This is a genomic window from Comamonas sp. DB36 (assembly GCF_057914905.1).
Genome location: NZ_CP196631.1, coordinates 2,809,402 through 2,826,349 on the forward strand (window position 1 = coordinate 2,809,402; position 16,948 = coordinate 2,826,349).

A 16,948-nucleotide genomic window follows, 5' to 3' on the forward strand; every position below is an offset into this window, starting at 1 on the left:
GTCATTGCACCTTCTTGCATGCCAGGTCTAGATACTCCCTGGTTCGCCCGGGCAGCACCGCCTCTATGTCATAGACCGCGGCACCGAACAGCACCCGCATGCCCGCATCCACTTCAGTGCGGCGGCGGATGCGGATCGAGGCGCGGACAATGGAGACGTCGGCGTCGGCCTTGATCGCACCGAGGCCGGACGCATGCTTCACATCGGCCCAGACCTTGGCAAGCTCCGTCCAGGCACCAGGACCGGGTATCGGCGTGCCCCACTCGTCCTGAGCCTGCGTGTGTCGCTGGATGGTGATGCGGTCTTTGAGGGAGCCTGCCTGCATGTCACACCCCCAGTCCAACGCGGTGCGGGTACAGCAAAGAATGCGCACCCATAGGCAGCTTGTTGGCCGCCGTGGCCACCACATCCTCGCGGTTCGCATAAAGATGACCCAGGATCAGCAGAACGGCGGCGCGTACCGCTGCATTGACCACCATAGGCATCGCCTCCACCGGCTCAGCGGCGGCTTCCATATCTGCCGGCGTGGCGTACACGCTGCGATTCAGAAAGTCGACCGCTGCAGTTTCGGCAGCTTCGATGTACAGCCCGATAAGCGCATCCTCCGCATCGTCATCGACCCGCAAATGCAGCTTTGCTGTGTCCAGGTCGATGAGGCTCACTTTCTGCCTCGCGCGGGCTTAGCCGGCGTGGGCGGCTCGTTTTCCTGGGTCGCGGTAGATTCTGCGTGCGGCTCAGGCTGCGAGATTCCAGGGGCATCTGCGACCGCTGCAGGCTCGACGGGAGCCACTTGCGGCGCCAAGACCACTTCGCGCACCTTGGCCTCGTCGGCATCCGTGAACGCCGCTCCAAAGTGGTTGCGCATCGCGCGCGCCACATAGTCGGGATCGTCGTTGCCACCGGGCAACTGGCGAAGTGCATTATCCAGCGCCGCGCGCGCATCTGGGAAACGCGCGCCATCGGCACCCTCCGGCACAGCGTCGGCTGAGCCAGCATCGATCAACTGCTGACCGCGGCTGCTATCCATGCGCGCCGTTATGCCGGCGCGCGGGTCCGGCTTTTTGAATTTGATGAGCATGAGATTCTCCCGATGGAGATGGGCAGGCCCGCCGAAACGGGCCCAGCCATCAGGTCACATTGCCGAAGTCACCGTAGATGAACGCTTCAGGGCGATACACAGCCAGCGCCAGCCGCTCTTCGGCCAGGATCGTGACCATGTTCTTCACAAAGTCGTCTTCGTTCTCGGTGGCGACTTCGACTCGCGCTTGCCAGCGGTCAAAGACCTGAGCACCCATCTTGAAAGCGCCGGTCAGAAACTTGTCCACCGGGATGGCCTGGGTTTCAACCACCGGCAGATTCCAAAGCGTGGCGCCGATGCTGCCTTGCGGATTGCCGATGATGTAGCGGCCCGTCGTGTCCTTGAGCAGTTCGATGCGCGCCCAGTCGACGGGATTCATCACGTGCCCCGTCGCCGGGTACTCGGCCAAAAAGGCCTGCAGCATTGCCAGGCGGATCATGTCGATATTGGTTTCCGTGCCGGCAGGATCGAACGGAGCGGAATAAGCGGTCGCCTGGGGAATGATGCCCAGCAGGTTCTGGCCGGTGCCATCGCCATTGAGCAGCTGCTGCTCTTCCTTGAATGCCAAGCCGTAGCGCAGGCGTCCGTCGATCAGGCTGGCCAGTTGCGAAGCATCGCTCAGGATCTGGCGGGACGCCTTCACGTAGTGCGCAATGACCTTGGCAGTGGTGCTGATCAGGTCGTACTTCAGCGAGGACTCGGGCTTCTTGGCGCCTTCGGCCACCATGCCCGCGTTGTTCGTGAAGCCGGTTTCCTTGACGTACTCGAGCGCATTGCCGTCCATATTGCCGGGAGTGATCAGGTCACGCACGGTCATGCGGCGCTGCGGCATGGAGACGATGCCAGGCACTCGGGTGGTCTGCACCAGGTCGCCGGCAGAGCCGTCGGCGTCGGTGGTCAGCGACGTGATGGCCGACTTGACCGTCATGTCCACACGCCCGCGCGGCGTTGTCTTGCCGGCGAAGGCCTTGAACTCTTCGGTGTTCACGAACTGTTGGCCCAGCGACTGGTGCTGCACGTCGCCGCCAGCCCCGTTAGCTTCCAGCTTTGCCAGCACCTGCTCGGCGTTCTTGAGGTTCGCCTGCAGCTCGCCGTGCTTCATGAGCAGGTCATCGACCTTGGCGCGGGTTTCCGTACCGAGTTCGGCGTTCTTGGCCGCCGTCTCGGCGTGGGTCTTGAGCTGATCGCCCACCGTCTTCAGGCTGGCGTTGATCTGCTGGATGTCTTGTTCGATTTGCGGCATGTGATGCTTTCAAAGGATGGAAGTGAGGGATGCGGCCAAGGCCGCGGTCTTGCTGATGTCGGCCAGCGGGCCATGCTCGGCGGGATCTCCCTCGCCGCTGCCAGCGGGATCACCCGCGCTGGACTTGAATTCGCTGATGAGGCGCATTGCCTCGCTCTTGGGCATGCCGCTGTTGCGCAACGCGGCCTCGAGACGGCGCACGGCAGAGGCGCTTGCGTTGGCCGCGCCCTTCCCCACCTGGTCGGAGGCCAGCAGTTCGTCGGCGAAGCCCTGCTCGACCGCGGCGGCGCCGCCAATCCAGGATTCGGAGTCCATGAGCTTGGCAATGGCCTTGGGCTCAAGGCCGGTTCGCACCGCGTAGATGTCGCCCATCGCAGCATCGAAAGGCTCAAGCCAGGCCGCCAGTTCGCGCAGGTCGTTGCGGTTGCCCATGGCCACGACCCACGCGTTGTGGATCATCAGGAAGCCGGCGCGCGCGATCTGCACTGTGTCGCCAGCCATCGCGATGACCGAGCCTGCAGAAGCCGCCAGGCCAAGCACCTTTACGTTTACCTCGCCTTCGTGCTCACGCAGCAGGTTGTAGATGGCGAGGCCCTCGAACATGTCGCCGCCCGGGCTGTTGATGTTCACGGTCACCGGCCCTTTCCCCAGGCTGCGCAGGGCGCCGGCGACCCGCTTGGCTGTTACGCCCTCGCCCGTCCACGGGTCGTAACCGATAGCGTCGTAAATGCTGATCGAACGGTCGTCATCGCGATCCGCTGCACGAACCTCGGGGCTCCAGCGCTCCATCGCGCGCGGCAGGATTTCGCAGCGCAGGCTAGCGCTCGGCCGACCCATCGGGGCCGCCGGCAAATTCTTCATGCTCATGGTTCAGCCTTTCTGCGGCTCTTCGTTGAATCCCAACAGCGCCCGGAGGGCTGCGCGGGCTTGATTGGTTTGCGAGGCAGAGGCGTCCGCCCCCAGCGCATCCAAAGTGGTCATCGCCGACTGCACCGTCAGCACAGCGGCGTTTCCGCCCATCGGCTCCCGGTCTTCCAGCTCGCGAACCTCGTCACGCGTCAAGATGCCGTTGTTGACCATCGCCGCATAGAAGGCGGCGCGGCCAGCGCTGTCAGCGCGCAGCAGTCCCTCGACCGCGAACTTTGCGTAAAAGCGCGTGCGATCGGTCGGCGTCAGCAGATCCTTGTTGATCGCCTGCTCAATCCGGCGCAGCCACGGGGTCAGGGTGAAGGTCAGGAACCCGATCATTTGCTGCTCGATGCCTGTCCCCCAGCTGGTGGACTTCTCCGTGTGCCCCACCATCCAGGGCGGCACGCGGAACCAGCGGCAAATGGACTCGACCGAAAAGCCTCGCGACTCAAGTAGCTGGGCATCGGAAGGCTTGATGCCAACCGAGCCAACATCCGTACCACCCTCCAGAACAGGGGCCTCGCCGCGTTCGACCGAGCCCTGAATCTCTGCCTTGAACATCCGCCGCTGCTCCGGCTTCAGGAAGGCCGCGACCTTGTAATAGACCGTTGGCAACATCCCGTTGCGGAACGTCCGCGCCGCTGACCGCTCGGCCGCCATGGCAGCGCCGAAAACCTTGGCCCCGTAAGCAATCACCGAGACACCTGTTTCGCCATCCAGCGTGAAGCCGGGAATCGTCCAGATCCTGGCGGCAGGAATCTGGCGCGGCGTTCCGTCTGGTCGTGGATATTGGTAAATCTTGCGGCCGTTGATGTCTCGCGTGATCACCAGCTTGTTCGGATCCAGGAAAGAGAGGCCCACAAGCTTGTCGCCGATGTAGAGCTTTTCGGCACGGCCATTACCGCGCAGCAGCATTGAAGCTACCAGCGCCTCCCAGAACACCGATGCGGTCGAATCAGCGTTGGGCTGATCGTGGATCACAAAGTGCAGGGGATGCTGGCTGGCCAGGCGCTTTCCTGCCGAAGTGCGCTCATGGATCGAGAGAGGCAACGTCGCTATGGTTTCGGAGATCAGGCGCACGCAGCTCCAAACCGCATCCACCTGCATGACCGCCTTGGGCGTCACATCCACCCCGGCCTCGCTGTCCATCTCGCGATCGGTGTAGAGGTCCTTGTCCCGGAGGCTGAAAGACCGCACCCAGCCGTCGATGGCCGCGCGGACGCGGCCCGCAAGGCTCGGTTTCTTTTGTAGTTTCATGCCTTGCCCGTCCGTATTGGGTCGCTGAGCCAGTCGTCCATGCCGCCCGCGGCTTCTGGACTCAGGGCCATAAGCGACACTGAATTCAGCATCGCCATCAGGGGGTCAATCTTTCCGGTGCCAGAGGCCTGCTTGGTGATGTTCACCGCATTGCCTGCTGGCACCACCTTTGCATTTCCAACACAGAAAGCCATGAGCGGCTGCGCGGCGTGGGTCATATCCCCGGCAGCCAGGGCACGCTCAGCGACACTGATCGCGCCGGTGAGCTTCCACCCCTGGGAGATGCCAATAATCAGCTCCTCCGGGATGCCCGCATCCTGAAGCGCCTTTTTCACGACCTTGTGTGTCCGCTCAGGGTCGAGCCCCACCTGCGACAGCAAGCCTGATTCGTAAACTTGCAGCACAAGCTGGGCTAACTGATCAACGTCCTCCGGTATCTCCTTGATGATTACCAGATCGCCCTGCTTTTCGAAGTCGCGATATTGAGACTCCAGCGATTTGCGGCGCTCCAGTCCAATCGGATGCAGCCAAGCTTTATTCCACTGGAGCCAGTGGTTAGAGCCACGAACCCTGCCAGTGACCGAAAAACCCAAAAGATCATCCAGCCCGCCACCGTCCACCCCGGCAGTCACCACCTCGCATTCCTGCAGGATGTACTCGAGAGTCACCTTCTTGTCGCCGTTTCGCTCCCAGAAGTCAGCGCCGGTCCAGCGGTCGCCCGCCATGCTCAGGCCGACTTGCACATTCAAGTGCTTGGCGCGAATGTCACGAACCGCATGCTCGCCCGCATCTGCGGCCTCCTGCAGCTTTTGGGCAATAACATCCTCATCGACCGAGATGCCCCAATTGGGGTTCGTGATGTAGGCGTTGTCCAGGTCCTCGTACGCCTTCTCCTCAAGCATCTTCTTGGGGAATTCATAGATGACGGGCAGAAAGCGCGGGTCGCTCACCTGGCCATCGCGAACCTTTCTGGCATACGCCAGCTTGTCTTTAAATACTCCAGCTGGCGGGTTTTCCGACTGGGTGGTGCAGTAGAAAACGAACCCTTCGGGGCGCGACGTAATGCCGCCAGTGGCCTCGGTGAGCATTGCGGCCGCCTTGGCACTCTTGCCAAACTCATGCAACTCATCCACGAATACGCCGGTAGCCTTTTTCCCGGTCACCGTGGCCGAGTCGGATGCGACGACCTTTAGCGTGGCGCGCGAGAGCCGGCAGGTCACGGTCTTGAAATACTGCTGCTCCTGAAAGCGGGCCGACAGATCCTCGTCAGCCAAGATCATTTCGCGGATGGGCTTGTAGGCGTTGTCGGCCGCCTCCTTCGTTGGAGCCAGGATAAGGAATTCAGCCCCGGGCCTGGTGTTCAAGATGAGCGCGGTGAGCATCACGCCTGCCGCGATCATGGATTTCCCATTTTTCTTGGAGACCATCAGGAAGTAGTTTGTGATCAGCCGGCGTCGGCGCTCCGGGTCATATGCCCCGAACAGCGCTCTCACCAAATCCATCACCCAAGGCAGGCAAGCCTCTTCCATCGTGGGACTGCCATCGGCATCCATCATCCGTAGAGCGCCAAACACATCCATGGCGTCTGCCGCCACATCAGGGAACAGAGGCGAAACAGGAACCAAAGACTCGCGCGCCACAATCCGTCGCTCCCAATCAGGGCAGCTGGTCGTCCATTTCTTCATTTCACCGCCCTCAAGCCGAAGCGACCTCCGCCAGCCAGCTTGGCTGCATCCGCCTGCTGGTCCTTTTTGCCGCCCTCGCCCTTCTTGGCGTGGGTGTACTGGACTGCAGCGATGGCCGCCCGAACCTGGGTGTTCGAAGCGTCCCTCAAGCCGAGGGCAATTTCTTGCAGCAGCGTCAACATGTCAGTGCCCGCAGGCGCCGGCACTGGGACAGCCTTCTTCCTCTTCAGCGCGCCGCCATGTCCTTGAGGCTCCAGCGCTACTTGCACAGCACCATTTGCTGATTCGCTTGCAGCCTTGGGCTTGCGACCAGCACCGGGGCGAGCGCCGCCAGCATTGGCGCGCGGGCCTCCGCTGCGACCTTTTACGCCTGCCATTTGCTGATTCCTAAATAAAAAAGGGGGGAGATTTTGCGCGCGTGAGGAACAGTGCGGTCTAGAGCCGAAAGGCCTCCAGACTTTGACCCACCCCCTCCCCCTTGGGCCGCCCTAGACCGCGGCGTCGATGCCCTTGGGACGCGTCAGGACGGCCTTGGGGCCTTCATTGCTGAAGCGATAGGCCGACAGCAGTTGCAGCAGGCCGAGCTGCAGGCGCACCGCCCTCATGTAGCTTTCATCCCGGAAGTCTCTGGTGCGGGAGCGATCTCGGGAGATGCGCCACCAGTGGGCGGCGTACTCGATCCTCTCCTTGACGTGACTCTTTGCCCATAACGGTAGGCCAGCCCTCACGCCCGCCCTCAAGTCGCGGGCAAGCGTCTTGCGCAAGCTCGAGTAGTTCATCGTCGCTGCTCCTCGCGTTGCTTGTCTCTGCTGTGGTGGGTGGCGCAAAGGCTTTGCCAGTTGGTCCTATCCCAGAACAGCGCCTGATCACCGCGGTGCGGCGTCTTGTGGTCGACCACCGTGGCCGCTGTCACGCGGTCCTCGGCCTCGCACATTACGCATAGCGGATGCGAACGCAGGAAGCCCTCGCGCGCCTTCTGCCACTTGTAGCCATAGCCGCGCTGTGCCGCCGTCTGGTCGCTGGTGCGCCAGCTGCCTGCCTGCATCGTTGGGACGCGACGGGTATCAAGCATGGGCACGGACGACTTGAGAGTCTGCAGCTTCATCATCCACAAGCCCCGGCAGAGAATTGATTAATTATTTGATACATTTAACACGTTGACTTACACAGGAAGTGCCATGCCAGACGTTCGCATCAAGTTAGACCAACCCATCGATATTGCGCACAAAGATGCAGCCATCGAGGTCGATGGTCTTGGAAAGCTGAAATTCAGCAAAGGATCCATCGACTGGTGGCCAAGCGGCAATCACGTGAACCACTACTCTCTCAAATGGGCAGAGCTGGCAGAACTCTTTGAAGAGCACGGCACGCCAAAGCGCAAAGAGAAGACTTGAGCCCCAAACGGCCTCGACGCTGCCCGCAGGGGTTGCATCAATAGAAAAAGCCCGCATGGCGTGAACCTTGCGGGCTTTTTCTATTAATCAGACGCAAAAAACCCGGCGCAAACCGGGTTCGTTCTGTGCAATTGCTAACGATGCCCCTACGTTATCACACTTCTACCGAGTTTGCAAGCCGCTCCATGCGGTTGGTCAGCATCGTGCGGCCTTCTCGGATCAGCTCGGCAAGACGCTCCTTCGACACTGCCGCAGCGCGCGCGGCGCCCAGCGGGTTGCCTTGGAACACGTACACCCAGCGGATAGCGTGGCGGTGCTTCTCAGGCAACGCGGCCACGGCCTTTTCGATCAGGTGTCCGTCCAGCGAGTTCACTGGTGGCGCGTAAGCCGCGCCGCGCTCGCGCTCTTCCTTCTCTTTAAGGTGGCGCCACATAGGGTGCGCCGTCCAACTCCGGCCGCTGTCGCGCACCCAGCGCCTCCAGTTGTTCAAGCGCTCATGGATAGCGCTGTGCTCGGGCTTCACTTCGTTGAAGTCGATGTAATCGCGGGTCTTCATCAGCATGTGGCTTCTTTCTTCAGTTCTTTGGTCTTGGTTCGGTAGGTGTCTCGGATGTTGCGCAGGTCAATGGCAGACCACTTCGGCGATGACTTGTCAGACTCAAGCGCTACCACTCGGGCCAGACCGATGCGCGCGACCAGCGCCATCCGGTAATCGACGGCGTTGCCAGCCAGGTACTGGTTGTCGTGCTTGGACTGGGCGTGGCAGTTGTCTTCGTTGAAGCGCAGATGCGGCGCCGCGCCCGTGGAGCGGTAGTGCCCGGCATCCACTTGGTTGCCCGACCAGTCCAGCTGGCGGCCTGAGCTGATGCAGGCATGGCCCGCCTGACGGTCGCGCTCGCGGATGAAAGCGTTGAAGGCCTGCTGCGCTTCCTTGAGGTAATCGCTGCGGGTCTTCAGCGCTTCCTTGCGCTTGCGGATATCCGCCTTCTCAACCTTGGCGGCGGCGCGAACGGCCTTGGCCTTGGCGCGATCAGCTTTCGCGGCTTGAGCGTCGGCGAAAGCGTCGATGCAGCCAGTGTGAATGCGCTGGTTGTTCTCGAGCTTGCCCTTGCAGTGCGGGCAACGTGTGCGGCGAAACGTCATGCGGCCGAGCTTTCCAGCGCCAGCAGGTGCTTTGCCCACTCACCCGCCACCCACTGCACACCTTTGGGCGTGAACTTCGTGGTCGCGAAAGCGTGGGCGTTGTGCGTGGCCACGCCGGTCTTGACGACAAAGCGGCCGGCATCGATGTGGTTCTGGTGCGCCGTCCAGGCGCTGCCCAAGCGGTACATGATCCGGCGTGCGGCCAGAAACTCGCGGAAGTCGACCTCGTTGGCACGCAGCAGCTTCGCCACCTCGCGGAAACCCTTGGCGCCATCGGCCAAGACGTAGCGGTCCACGAATTCGACCTTGGGGGCTGCCAGCGCCAGCGCGGCGACAGCGGTCTGCTCGACCTCCTTGGCATCAGCCCAGGCGCGCGCAGCGGCCACGGGATCGGCAAAGTTCGGGATCGCCGGCGCGGTCTGGGCTTCCAGCTCCTGCCAGCGGTCGACCAGGCGCGCAGTGAACTCGGGCGACATCTGGGCCACCACCACATAGCTGTCGCGCTTGCCCACCAGGTAGACCGAGATCGTCCGGGGACCAGAGCGCGGATTGGAGACTTCCGCCAATGGCGGGAGTGTGATGACGCCGCGCGCGGCAAGGCGCTCCATGGAACGCTTCACATCGTCATGCTCTGATTCCACCAGGTCCGCAATCTCGCGGCTGCTCATCGTCGCTGTGGCAAGGGTCATGTGCATCAGCTCTCTCCTTCTTGCTTTTCGCCGTACTGCAACTCCAGCGCCAGCTGGGCGTAGTGGATGACCTTGCGCAGGTCCTCGGCGCCGTTCTTGGCCTTGTGGCGCGTGGCGTACTTCACGATGTTTCCCTGGAAGAAGTCCAAGCCGTTGGCGTGGATGTATTCGATAGGCTGGATCGCGCAGTCCTTGTAGTGGGTGCCACCTGCCTGGATGCTCAAAGCGCTCATGCTCAAAACTCCTTCGTGTAGCGGCCTTGCTGCTCGGTCCGGGTCGGCGCGGCAAGGGAAACAGTGGATTGATTCCAGAGCTGGTACTGGCCTTCGAAGTGCAGCGCGATCTCGCCGCGCGCGCCGCCGCGGTTCTTGGCGAGGCTGCAGCCCTTGATCGAAGGTGCGCCGTCCTGGCCCTTGGCGTGGTCCCACAGGAAAATGATCACGTCCGCGTCTTCTTCGATCGCGCCGCACTCCTTGAGGTCGGACATCTGGGGGCGCGGGTTCGTGCGCTTCTCCACGTCGCGATTGAGCTGGGACAGCAGCACCACGGTGATGCCCAGTTGCTTGGCGAGGCGCTTGAGCCCGCGGGTGATCTCCTCGAGCTGGAAGCGGCGATCCTTCTTCGGGTCGCCTTGCATCAGCTGCAGGTAGTCCACCACCAGGGTCTTGATGCCGTAACGGCGCACCAGCTTGCGGGCCTTGGACGCCACTTCGGCCAGGGTCAGGCCAGGCACATCGTGCAAGTACAGCGGCAGATTGCGGATGGCCTCCACGGCTTCGGTGACGCGCGACCAGTCGTCGCCGGACAGCTGGCCCGTCTGGATGGCATCCAGGGGCACGCGGCCTTTGTTCGCAACCGTGCGGTCCACCACCTCGTCGTTCTCCATCTCCATGCCCAGGAAGGCGGCGGGATGACCATCGGAGGCATGGCGCTCGGCGATCTGCTGCGCCAGGCTGGACTTGCCGACCGAAGGGCGCGCGGCGATCACCACCAGCTTGCCGTCACCCATGCCGTTGGGCATCATCCGGTCCAGGCCTGGGAAGCCGGTCGACCTGCCTGGCTTGGTCTTGCCGTCGGCGCGGTCCATCAGGCGATCGATGAAGCTGGCCGCAAAATCCTGCATGGGCCGGGGATCAGTGCCGGCGCGGCCTTCCAGCACGGACTCCAGCGCCAGCACCGATGCTCCGACACGCTGCTCGATCGACAACTCCTGGTCCCTGGAAAAGGCCGAGACCTGGAAGGCGACAGACCGCAATGCCCGCTGCCTGGCGTAATCCGCCATGATCTCGGCGTGGCCGCGCACCGCCCGCACGCTGGTGAAGTTCTGCGCCAGCTCGTTGACGTAGCCCCAGTCCACATCCTGGCCGCGCATCGCCTCCATCACCGCCACCACGTCCACATGCTTGCCGGCAATGACCAGCTTTTCGGCCTCTTGCCACAGCGTGCGGTGCAGCGGATCGTTGAAAGCGCCGGCAGTGATTAACGCCGCTGCGGCGTCGTAGGCGTCAGACCCCTGGGTCAGCAGCGCGCTCAACACCGAGCATTCAGCCTCGGCCGAGTACAGGAGCTCTTCCTGCGGAATATCGAAGGCGTTCATGCGCCCTCCTGGGCCGCCGCAGCAGCTTCAGCCACGCGCTTCGCCTGCAGACCCTCGCTGGTCCACTGGGCCGGGCCATCGGCATTCACGAACCAGAGCTTGTACCAGCGGTCATTCACGCTGTTCGCGAAGGCGCCGGGCCAGTCCTTGTAGCGCTTGTCCTTGCGGGTGCCGGTCGTGTGCTCCTGGCGAAAGCGCAGCCAGGCAATCTGGGCCATCTCGTCGCAGATTCCGGCGTCGGCCATGTCCTTGCGGATGTGGTGGCCCTCAGGAATCGGCTTGACACCAGCCACCTTGCACTCGGCAAGGTAGGTCTTCAGGGTTTTTGAAGCCGACGCGGAGGAAGAGCGCGATCCTTCGCGCGTCTCTTTATCTTCTTCTCCTTCTTTATCTTTATCTAGGCCGTTACTTTCTTGTTTCTGTAACGTTTCATCATCGTTACCGCCTGCGTTACCGTGGTCGTTACCTTCGGCGTTACGTGCTTCAACCTTCTTCTTCTCGCGATGCTTCGCCACGCGGGTCGCGCTGCTGTCGCTTGGCATCTGGCGCTTATCCCAGGCCAGGGGCTGCCAGTCGTCGGAAATCAGGCCGCTGGCAACCAGGCGCTTCTTGACCTCGCGGATGACGGCATGGTCCACCCACAGGCGTTGCGCAACGATGCGGTCCAGCAGGTCTGGGGCAGCACCAGCATCAAGCGCGCCGTCGCACTTCAGCGCCAGCAGGCCGATGTAGTGGCGCTGGTCCTCGAAGGCCAAGGCGATGATCTTGGGGTCGTTGAGGAACTCGGAATACATCCGGAACCAGGGGTACTTGCCGCTCATTGCGCGCTCCTTGCGTTGTCGGCCGCGTGCTCAGCCTCAAGGGCCGCGTACACCTCCTGGAGAGCCATCACGGTGTGCCCAATCTCGCGCATGACCTCTGCTCGGTCGTTGTCGCTGACGTTGCCGTCCGCCTTGGACTTGGTGACGGCCAGCAGCACATCGGCGACTTCATGGACCGCCGTAGCCGTGGCGCGGGTCAGGCAGCGCGCAGCGCCAGCCGCAGGGGAAGCAGGCAGCGCCAGCATGCCCGCGTGGAACGAAAACACGGTGCCCAGGGCGTGAGCGTCAGGGCTTCCAGCTTCGCGGCACATGGTGGCGATTTCTTCAGCATCAGCCAGGCCCATCTTGTGGTGCGCAGACGAGCCGCTCAGCTCCTTGCGCAGCACTTCGTCGGACTTGTTCAAGCGCACAGCCATAGCGGGACGGCCACCGGGGTAGCCAGCGACCATGCGGCGCAAAGCATCAAGGGAGTTCATGTCCGGTCTCCTGAGAAAAGGACGTTGCGGGCAACGCCGCGGAAAACGAAACTCGTCGCATGAAAACCAAAACAACGAGAGGAAAAGGTGCCCGCCGCACCCTGGGCTATGCTGGGAGTTCCTACACAACCAGCGCCAGGGAGGGCGGACATGAGCGTGAAATCAGAAAAATTCGACATCAGCCCAGTCGGAAATCGCGTGCGCGTGCAGCGATCTCTTCAAACGCCTCAGGGGCGGATCGATCTGGATCTAGATTTCGAGCACGGCATCCCGAAGGACAAGCTGACGGTGGACGCGATCCACAATGCGTCACTGGAGGTTGCGATACAGCACCTGCAGTCGATGCTGATTCCGACAAAGGACAGCCCCACGAGTCCAGAGGCTGCGACGGCGTAAGCTTCTCCAGCACTGCGCCCGACACAGTGCGGAATCTGCCTTCTTCGCTGGGCTGGTGCAGTGCTGTGACTGTTGCGCCGCGCCTGACCCAGAACTTGGCCTGCTCAAGATCGGTGGTGAAGCCGGGCCGGCCGAAATTTGGTCCATCGACTCGCCAAGCGCACAGCGGGGTGAGCTTATTCGCGGTAGCACTGGGCTCCGGGGCGACCGGGGCGACCGGGGCGACCGGGGCGACCGGGGCGATTTTGCGCGGCGGCGCGGCAGTCTCCGCAACAGCTTGGCGAGCCCGTGACACTGCGGCAACTATTGCTTCCGCACCTGCCTGGACCACCTTCGGGCGAATGTCGATCACGGCGCCCATGCCGTCGCGGACCTGCTCCCAGTACGGCCCAGGGTTCTCCAGAAAATCCTGGCGCCGGTTCTTCTTCAGCGTGGCGAAAGACTGGGAGCTGCGATACCGGCGACGCCTTTGGAGCGTTTGCACGGACTCAGGAATGGGGCCGCCAAAGCGGTATGGCTCAGCCATGGGTGACCTCCTGGGTGGGGGCCAGCGCCAGCTCTTGCGGGAGTTGAGTGGCAGGATCCGGCAGCGGCGTTGAGCCGTAAACGTGGTCAAAGCCAATGCGCAGACCGCGCGCCGCAGCGACATCAATAACTTTGCGGGCCATGCTGGGCAGCAGGGTTTGCCCCTTTTCGTAATGGCCAACATTGCTCTGCGTGCAGCCAAGCTCATAAGCCATGCCCTGCTGGGTCATGCCTAGACGCACACGTATTGATTTGAGGTGGTTCATGCTGAGATTATTAGCTGCGCTTGTTTTCAAGTCAATACCCGCACTTGTTTGAAACAAGCGGCATGTTTATTAGGCTCGCTACTTATGAATGAAAACAAACGCGGCTCTGTCACAGAAGAGAACCGGGAAGAATCCCGGCTTCTGAGGGCGTTGTGGGACGCTAGGGATAACCGCATGACCCAGACTGAGTTCGGCGAGGCCTACGACATCGGCAGTCAAGCCGCCGTTGGGCACTTCCTCAATGGCAACTCCGCTATCAGCATGAAGGCCGCAAAGGGATTCGCTCGTGGCCTTGGCTGCGAAATTGCGGCCTTCAGTCCCCGGCTTGCCCGAGAGGCGCTTGAGCTCGCAAATGTCTCAGGCGGGCAGCACGCGTTGCCGACCCCCGCTCCAATTGGCGTCCCTGTGTCGCCTAGGGATGTGCCGCCGGATGGCTATGTGCGACTGCAACACCTTTCCCCCAGGCCATCGATGGGACCAGGACGAGCCGTGAGCGAGCCGGTTCAACTAGTGCGCCAACTTGATGTGTCGGAGAGCTGGGTGCGACAAAAGGTGGGCAGCGCCAGCTTTGATCGCATCAAAATTCTTACGGGGTGCGGCCAGAGCATGCGCCCGACCATCCAGGATCAAGACTTAGTTTTCGTGGACATAAGCCAGCGCTTCATCGACATTCCGGGAATCTACGTACTTGATGTCTGCGGGCGCTTCCTGCTCAAGCGCGCGATGATTCTTTCCGATGGCACGCTGGTGCTTCGCAGCGATAACACAGCCGAGTTCCCGGACGAAGAGCGCATCGACCTTTCAAAGGCGGCCGAAACCGTCAACGTGGCTGGCCGAGTTAAGGCTTGGTGGACCTTGCATCAGGGATGAGTAAAACGGATGCGCGCCTGTTGAAGGCAGGTCTGCAGGTGCCGACTCAATAGGGTGCTGACACTCCGCGCGCCAAAAGAATAACGAGAGAACAGAAGGAGAGAGGGATGAGGAATTTGTTGATCATGGCCGCGATAGCAGCCAGCACACTTACGGCACATGCCGACGAGTTCAGCTACAAAGGCGTCAGGCTTGGCGACTCAACTGAAGTGATCAGAGAAAAGCTCCCGGCGTATGAGTGCTCGGGGAGCTCCTGCACCTACAGCATGCGGCGCTGCGTGGGTAAGTCTTCACGATCCGCTTGCGATGCGGGCACATCCTTTGCCGGCCAGTGGGTGGAATTCGGCTTGATCATGTTGCGAGACCAAAAAGTCAGTCGCATCTACCTTGAAACGCCGAAAGGCTACATGCCAAGCGTGGCAGATGCTGTCACACAAGCCTACGCAGACCCAGCAAGCAACGAAGTCCTGGAGGTGAAAACCAAAGGAGGCGCTTCGCACCAGAGCTGGCGCAAGTCCTGGACGAAGGGTGATGAGATGCTCACGCTGAACGCCATCGGCCCCAACATCAACACTGGCTCGATCATGCTCAGCAGCAAACAAGAAGAGCAGGCTGCGGCGGCCGAGCGGCAGGAGAAAGCAAAGGCCGGCGCGAAGGACTTCTGAGAGCTCGTCGAATCGCTGTGCCGAGCCGGGTAGCTAGGTCAGTGGGCGCGGATTCGATGGTGTTCTGACGCTCACGGCGCGAAAAGAATAACGAGAGAAAAGAAGGAGAGAGGGATGAGGAAGGCAATGCTTATCGCCGCTGCGTGCGCGGCGCTGACAGGGTGCGCGACAGGCATGTCGGTATTTGATCAACTTCGCAGCAGCTCTTATGCGACGGCTGCAAATGTGGCTAGTGCAGGTCAAAGTTATTTGCGTCAAGGCGGAAGTAGGGACGGCCTCGAAGTGGAGGCAAAGAAATCTGTTGCGAACATGCTCAAAGACCCCGGGGCCGCGCAGTTCAGGGGCGTTGTGGCTCGCAGATACCTGAGCGGCACAGTGGTGTGCGGCGAAGTGAATGGGAAAAATAGCTATGGAGCCTACATCGGCTACAGGCGCTTCTTAGCATCAGTCAACTTGGGCGTGCTAGAAGAGATCGAGCCCAAGATGCCGCAGTTGGCAGAAGCTGCAAACGCTGGAATTGACGCGGCATGTAGCGGAGTCGAACCAACCGCCAGGAGCGATGAGCAGCTACCCTTACAGCCATACACTCGGGCGACCGACGTACCTCTATCAGCCGCTGGGACTGGGGACTATGACCCCTTTCGCCCCATGCCGGACCACTCGGTGCCACAAACGAAGATTCGAGCGAAAAATCGTTGACGTCGCATCGTCTAGTGGCAGATGGCCGCATGTTGAGGCCGGCGCAGTTGGCCCGGATTCGATGGTGTTTTGACCCACTCCTAAATGGATCAGGAAAAGCCTGAAGAGGAATTTCAAATGGATAAAAATGATGCTGATAGCCACAACACAGCGCTGTCGACCGTCGAACTTCAAGAGCAAATTCTCATTCTCGGTGTGGCTCTTGGTTGCTCTCTAAAGGCCACCGCGCTCGGTGATCCGGCCAAGGCAAAAGCTATTGAGGACAATATGCGCCAGGTGGTAGCAGGACTCAAATCCGAAACGTGGCAGCCACTCAGCCTTGGCCTTCTGGATGTCCTTTATTCAGCCCTGCAGGAGCGGAATGCCAGTGAGTAATGCGTCTTCAGACTGGAACAGCAAGGTCATCAGGCTGTTCAAGCATGAGGTCGCCCCGGCCTCCCTCATTGTTGGCTTGCCTCATAATGCGGACATGAACGCAGCCATCACCAAGGACCTTCTCGACGCTCGGCTCGAAGCAATCGAGGCGCGGATGGATGCGCGCGTGGCTGGGATGTCGTCTAAGCTGGATACGGCGCTCGCTGAGATGCGAGTAGACAGAGAGACCAACGCTATTCGCTTCGCCGCCATGACCGACTCCATCAAGGACGTAAAGGAGCAGGTCAATGAGGTGAAGGAGCAGGGAAAAAGTCTCCGGGGTAGCGTATGGGGCGCAGCAGTTGCCACCATCACCATCGTCGCGGCCATTGTTGCCTTCGGCATATCCGCTTTTGATTCTGGACGCGAGACCTCTAAAAGCATCGCTGAGGCCACGGTTCGCATGGAAAAACTGCAGGCTCAAATTGAGGCGCAAGCAAAGGCCCAGCAGAGTCCTCCAGCGCAGCAGCCACGCTGAACACGTGAAGCCACAGCCAAGCCACCTTCGGGTGGCTTTTGCTTTTGTGCCACCATATCGCCATGACCTCTGCCCTCCCCCTCCAGTTCACCAGCGTCCGCACCCGCGTCGTGGACGGCAAGACGCTCATCGGCCTAAAGCACACTGCCAAGGACGCGGAGGGCGCGCGCGTCTCGACGGAGTGGATCGAGATGCCGGCTGAGGATCTGGCGCGCCTGGTCAAGACGCTTCAGGACACGCTGGCCGAGCTTGGGCGCAAGTAGCCCACGTCGCGCCGTAGCAGCCACCTTCGGGTGGCTTTTTTTCGCCCATATGGCGCGTGGTCATGCGCTCTTTTTGCAGG

General features: G+C 61.5%; 25 protein-coding genes. 7 read left to right on the forward strand and 18 right to left on the reverse strand.

What is annotated here, in order from left to right:
* Position 1: 1 nt before the first annotated feature.
* The 10 genes from ACSVDO_RS12935 to ACSVDO_RS12980 form a co-directional block, all read right to left on the reverse strand.
* Positions 2-325 (reverse strand): phage head closure protein, encoded by a 324-nt coding sequence (locus tag ACSVDO_RS12935; protein ID WP_489592586.1) that lies wholly within the window; start codon positions 323-325, stop codon positions 2-4.
* Between the two features lies 1 nt (position 326).
* On the reverse strand, positions 327-662 hold the full coding sequence (locus tag ACSVDO_RS12940; RefSeq protein ID WP_489592588.1) for a head-tail connector protein: 336 nt from the start codon (positions 660-662) through the stop codon (positions 327-329).
* Positions 659-1,078 (reverse strand): hypothetical protein, encoded by a 420-nt coding sequence (locus ACSVDO_RS12945; RefSeq protein ID WP_489592590.1) that lies wholly within the window; start codon positions 1,076-1,078, stop codon positions 659-661. Before ACSVDO_RS12945 ends, ACSVDO_RS12940 begins: the two co-directional genes overlap by 4 nt.
* 49 nt (positions 1,079-1,127) lie before the next feature.
* Entirely contained in the window at positions 1,128-2,321 is a 1,194-nt protein-coding gene (locus ACSVDO_RS12950; RefSeq protein ID WP_489592592.1) for a phage major capsid protein, read from the reverse strand.
* Positions 2,322-2,330: 9 nt separating this feature from the next.
* A complete protein-coding gene (locus ACSVDO_RS12955; RefSeq protein WP_489592594.1) occupies positions 2,331-3,188 on the reverse strand; it encodes a head maturation protease, ClpP-related in 858 nt (285 codons plus the stop codon).
* Between the two features lie 3 nt (positions 3,189-3,191).
* Positions 3,192-4,487, reverse strand: coding sequence for a phage portal protein (locus tag ACSVDO_RS12960; protein WP_489592596.1), 1,296 nt, complete (start codon positions 4,485-4,487; stop codon positions 3,192-3,194).
* Complete coding sequence (locus tag ACSVDO_RS12965) at positions 4,484-6,172, reverse strand: terminase large subunit (protein ID WP_489592597.1); 1,689 nt, start codon at positions 6,170-6,172, stop codon at positions 4,484-4,486. The genes ACSVDO_RS12960 and ACSVDO_RS12965 overlap by 4 nt, the downstream gene beginning before the upstream one ends.
* Positions 6,169-6,354, reverse strand: coding sequence for a hypothetical protein (locus ACSVDO_RS12970; RefSeq protein WP_489592599.1), 186 nt, complete (start codon positions 6,352-6,354; stop codon positions 6,169-6,171). Before ACSVDO_RS12970 ends, ACSVDO_RS12965 begins: the two co-directional genes overlap by 4 nt.
* Positions 6,355-6,660: 306 nt before the next feature.
* On the reverse strand, positions 6,661-6,951 hold the full coding sequence (locus ACSVDO_RS12975) for a hypothetical protein (protein WP_489592601.1): 291 nt from the start codon (positions 6,949-6,951) through the stop codon (positions 6,661-6,663).
* Entirely contained in the window at positions 6,948-7,280 is a 333-nt protein-coding gene (locus tag ACSVDO_RS12980; protein WP_489592602.1) for an HNH endonuclease signature motif containing protein, read from the reverse strand. Before ACSVDO_RS12980 ends, ACSVDO_RS12975 begins: the two co-directional genes overlap by 4 nt.
* Positions 7,281-7,350: 70 nt before the next feature.
* On the opposite strand from ACSVDO_RS12980, the gene ACSVDO_RS12985 reads away from it, so the two are divergent.
* The gene (locus tag ACSVDO_RS12985; protein ID WP_489592604.1) at positions 7,351-7,566 is read left to right on the forward strand and encodes a hypothetical protein; all 216 of its coding nucleotides are present in this window, start codon (positions 7,351-7,353) and stop codon (positions 7,564-7,566) included.
* Positions 7,567-7,720: 154 nt separating this feature from the next.
* Here ACSVDO_RS12985 and ACSVDO_RS12990 read toward each other — a convergent pair whose 3' ends face one another.
* From ACSVDO_RS12990 to ACSVDO_RS13020, 7 genes are read right to left on the reverse strand one after another with little or no spacing between them, the layout of a single operon-like run.
* A complete protein-coding gene (locus ACSVDO_RS12990) occupies positions 7,721-8,128 on the reverse strand; it encodes a hypothetical protein (protein ID WP_489592606.1) in 408 nt (135 codons plus the stop codon).
* Positions 8,122-8,709 (reverse strand): recombination protein NinG, encoded by a 588-nt coding sequence (locus tag ACSVDO_RS12995; RefSeq protein WP_489592608.1) that lies wholly within the window; start codon positions 8,707-8,709, stop codon positions 8,122-8,124. Before ACSVDO_RS12995 ends, ACSVDO_RS12990 begins: the two co-directional genes overlap by 7 nt.
* Entirely contained in the window at positions 8,706-9,404 is a 699-nt protein-coding gene (locus ACSVDO_RS13000; RefSeq protein ID WP_489592610.1) for a phage antirepressor KilAC domain-containing protein, read from the reverse strand. Before ACSVDO_RS13000 ends, ACSVDO_RS12995 begins: the two co-directional genes overlap by 4 nt.
* Positions 9,404-9,631, reverse strand: a complete 228-nt coding sequence (locus ACSVDO_RS13005; protein ID WP_489592612.1) for a DUF3310 domain-containing protein — start codon at positions 9,629-9,631, stop codon at positions 9,404-9,406. The genes ACSVDO_RS13000 and ACSVDO_RS13005 overlap by 1 nt, the downstream gene beginning before the upstream one ends.
* Positions 9,632-9,633: 2 nt before the next feature.
* Complete coding sequence (locus tag ACSVDO_RS13010; protein ID WP_489592614.1) at positions 9,634-10,995, reverse strand: replicative DNA helicase; 1,362 nt, start codon at positions 10,993-10,995, stop codon at positions 9,634-9,636.
* The gene (locus ACSVDO_RS13015; protein WP_489592616.1) at positions 10,992-11,816 is read right to left on the reverse strand and encodes a hypothetical protein; all 825 of its coding nucleotides are present in this window, start codon (positions 11,814-11,816) and stop codon (positions 10,992-10,994) included. The genes ACSVDO_RS13010 and ACSVDO_RS13015 overlap by 4 nt, the downstream gene beginning before the upstream one ends.
* Positions 11,813-12,292: a phage regulatory CII family protein gene (locus tag ACSVDO_RS13020; protein WP_489592618.1), complete on the reverse strand. Its 480-nt coding sequence runs from the start codon at positions 12,290-12,292 to the stop codon at positions 11,813-11,815. Before ACSVDO_RS13020 ends, ACSVDO_RS13015 begins: the two co-directional genes overlap by 4 nt.
* A gap of 150 nt (positions 12,293-12,442) precedes the next feature.
* On the opposite strand from ACSVDO_RS13020, the gene ACSVDO_RS13025 reads away from it, so the two are divergent.
* A complete protein-coding gene (locus tag ACSVDO_RS13025) occupies positions 12,443-12,688 on the forward strand; it encodes a hypothetical protein (protein WP_489592620.1) in 246 nt (81 codons plus the stop codon).
* Between the two features lie 518 nt (positions 12,689-13,206).
* On the opposite strand, the gene ACSVDO_RS13030 is transcribed toward ACSVDO_RS13025, so the two are convergent.
* The gene (locus ACSVDO_RS13030; RefSeq protein ID WP_489592622.1) at positions 13,207-13,479 is read right to left on the reverse strand and encodes a helix-turn-helix transcriptional regulator; all 273 of its coding nucleotides are present in this window, start codon (positions 13,477-13,479) and stop codon (positions 13,207-13,209) included.
* An 84-nt stretch (positions 13,480-13,563) separates the two neighbouring features.
* On the opposite strand from ACSVDO_RS13030, the gene ACSVDO_RS13035 reads away from it, so the two are divergent.
* From ACSVDO_RS13035 to ACSVDO_RS13055, 5 genes are all read left to right on the forward strand, one after another.
* Positions 13,564-14,349, forward strand: a complete 786-nt coding sequence (locus ACSVDO_RS13035) for a S24 family peptidase (RefSeq protein ID WP_489592624.1) — start codon at positions 13,564-13,566, stop codon at positions 14,347-14,349.
* Positions 14,350-14,456: 107 nt separating this feature from the next.
* Positions 14,457-15,014, forward strand: a complete 558-nt coding sequence (locus ACSVDO_RS13040) for a hypothetical protein (protein ID WP_489592625.1) — start codon at positions 14,457-14,459, stop codon at positions 15,012-15,014.
* Positions 15,015-15,797: 783 nt separating this feature from the next.
* A complete protein-coding gene (locus ACSVDO_RS13045) occupies positions 15,798-16,088 on the forward strand; it encodes a hypothetical protein (protein ID WP_489592627.1) in 291 nt (96 codons plus the stop codon).
* Positions 16,075-16,605 (forward strand): hypothetical protein, encoded by a 531-nt coding sequence (locus ACSVDO_RS13050; RefSeq protein ID WP_489592629.1) that lies wholly within the window; start codon positions 16,075-16,077, stop codon positions 16,603-16,605. The genes ACSVDO_RS13045 and ACSVDO_RS13050 overlap by 14 nt, the downstream gene beginning before the upstream one ends.
* Positions 16,606-16,667: 62 nt before the next feature.
* A complete protein-coding gene (locus ACSVDO_RS13055) occupies positions 16,668-16,868 on the forward strand; it encodes a hypothetical protein (RefSeq protein WP_489592630.1) in 201 nt (66 codons plus the stop codon).
* Positions 16,869-16,948 lie beyond the last annotated feature (80 nt).

Coding starts and splice junctions, on each gene's coding strand:
- ACSVDO_RS12935 (WP_489592586.1), bottom strand. CDS start 325: ATGCAGGCAGGCTCCCTCAAAGACCGCATCACCATCCAGCGACACACG.
- ACSVDO_RS12945 (WP_489592590.1), bottom strand. CDS start 1,078: ATGCTCATCAAATTCAAAAAGCCGGACCCGCGCGCCGGCATAACGGCG.
- ACSVDO_RS12950 (WP_489592592.1), bottom strand. CDS start 2,321: ATGCCGCAAATCGAACAAGACATCCAGCAGATCAACGCCAGCCTGAAG.
- ACSVDO_RS12955 (WP_489592594.1), bottom strand. CDS start 3,188: ATGAGCATGAAGAATTTGCCGGCGGCCCCGATGGGTCGGCCGAGCGCT.
- ACSVDO_RS12960 (WP_489592596.1), bottom strand. CDS start 4,487: ATGAAACTACAAAAGAAACCGAGCCTTGCGGGCCGCGTCCGCGCGGCC.
- ACSVDO_RS12965 (WP_489592597.1), bottom strand. CDS start 6,172: ATGAAGAAATGGACGACCAGCTGCCCTGATTGGGAGCGACGGATTGTG.
- ACSVDO_RS12970 (WP_489592599.1), bottom strand. CDS start 6,354: ATGTTGACGCTGCTGCAAGAAATTGCCCTCGGCTTGAGGGACGCTTCG.
- ACSVDO_RS12975 (WP_489592601.1), bottom strand. CDS start 6,951: ATGAACTACTCGAGCTTGCGCAAGACGCTTGCCCGCGACTTGAGGGCG.
- ACSVDO_RS12980 (WP_489592602.1), bottom strand. CDS start 7,280: ATGATGAAGCTGCAGACTCTCAAGTCGTCCGTGCCCATGCTTGATACC.
- ACSVDO_RS12985 (WP_489592604.1), top strand. CDS start 7,351: ATGCCAGACGTTCGCATCAAGTTAGACCAACCCATCGATATTGCGCAC.
- ACSVDO_RS12990 (WP_489592606.1), bottom strand. CDS start 8,128: ATGCTGATGAAGACCCGCGATTACATCGACTTCAACGAAGTGAAGCCC.
- ACSVDO_RS12995 (WP_489592608.1), bottom strand. CDS start 8,709: ATGACGTTTCGCCGCACACGTTGCCCGCACTGCAAGGGCAAGCTCGAG.
- ACSVDO_RS13000 (WP_489592610.1), bottom strand. CDS start 9,404: ATGCACATGACCCTTGCCACAGCGACGATGAGCAGCCGCGAGATTGCG.
- ACSVDO_RS13005 (WP_489592612.1), bottom strand. CDS start 9,631: ATGAGCGCTTTGAGCATCCAGGCAGGTGGCACCCACTACAAGGACTGC.
- ACSVDO_RS13010 (WP_489592614.1), bottom strand. CDS start 10,995: ATGAACGCCTTCGATATTCCGCAGGAAGAGCTCCTGTACTCGGCCGAG.
- ACSVDO_RS13015 (WP_489592616.1), bottom strand. CDS start 11,816: ATGAGCGGCAAGTACCCCTGGTTCCGGATGTATTCCGAGTTCCTCAAC.
- ACSVDO_RS13020 (WP_489592618.1), bottom strand. CDS start 12,292: ATGAACTCCCTTGATGCTTTGCGCCGCATGGTCGCTGGCTACCCCGGT.
- ACSVDO_RS13025 (WP_489592620.1), top strand. CDS start 12,443: ATGAGCGTGAAATCAGAAAAATTCGACATCAGCCCAGTCGGAAATCGC.
- ACSVDO_RS13030 (WP_489592622.1), bottom strand. CDS start 13,479: ATGAACCACCTCAAATCAATACGTGTGCGTCTAGGCATGACCCAGCAG.
- ACSVDO_RS13035 (WP_489592624.1), top strand. CDS start 13,564: ATGAATGAAAACAAACGCGGCTCTGTCACAGAAGAGAACCGGGAAGAA.
- ACSVDO_RS13040 (WP_489592625.1), top strand. CDS start 14,457: ATGAGGAATTTGTTGATCATGGCCGCGATAGCAGCCAGCACACTTACG.
- ACSVDO_RS13045 (WP_489592627.1), top strand. CDS start 15,798: ATGGATCAGGAAAAGCCTGAAGAGGAATTTCAAATGGATAAAAATGAT.
- ACSVDO_RS13050 (WP_489592629.1), top strand. CDS start 16,075: ATGCCAGTGAGTAATGCGTCTTCAGACTGGAACAGCAAGGTCATCAGG.
- ACSVDO_RS13055 (WP_489592630.1), top strand. CDS start 16,668: ATGACCTCTGCCCTCCCCCTCCAGTTCACCAGCGTCCGCACCCGCGTC.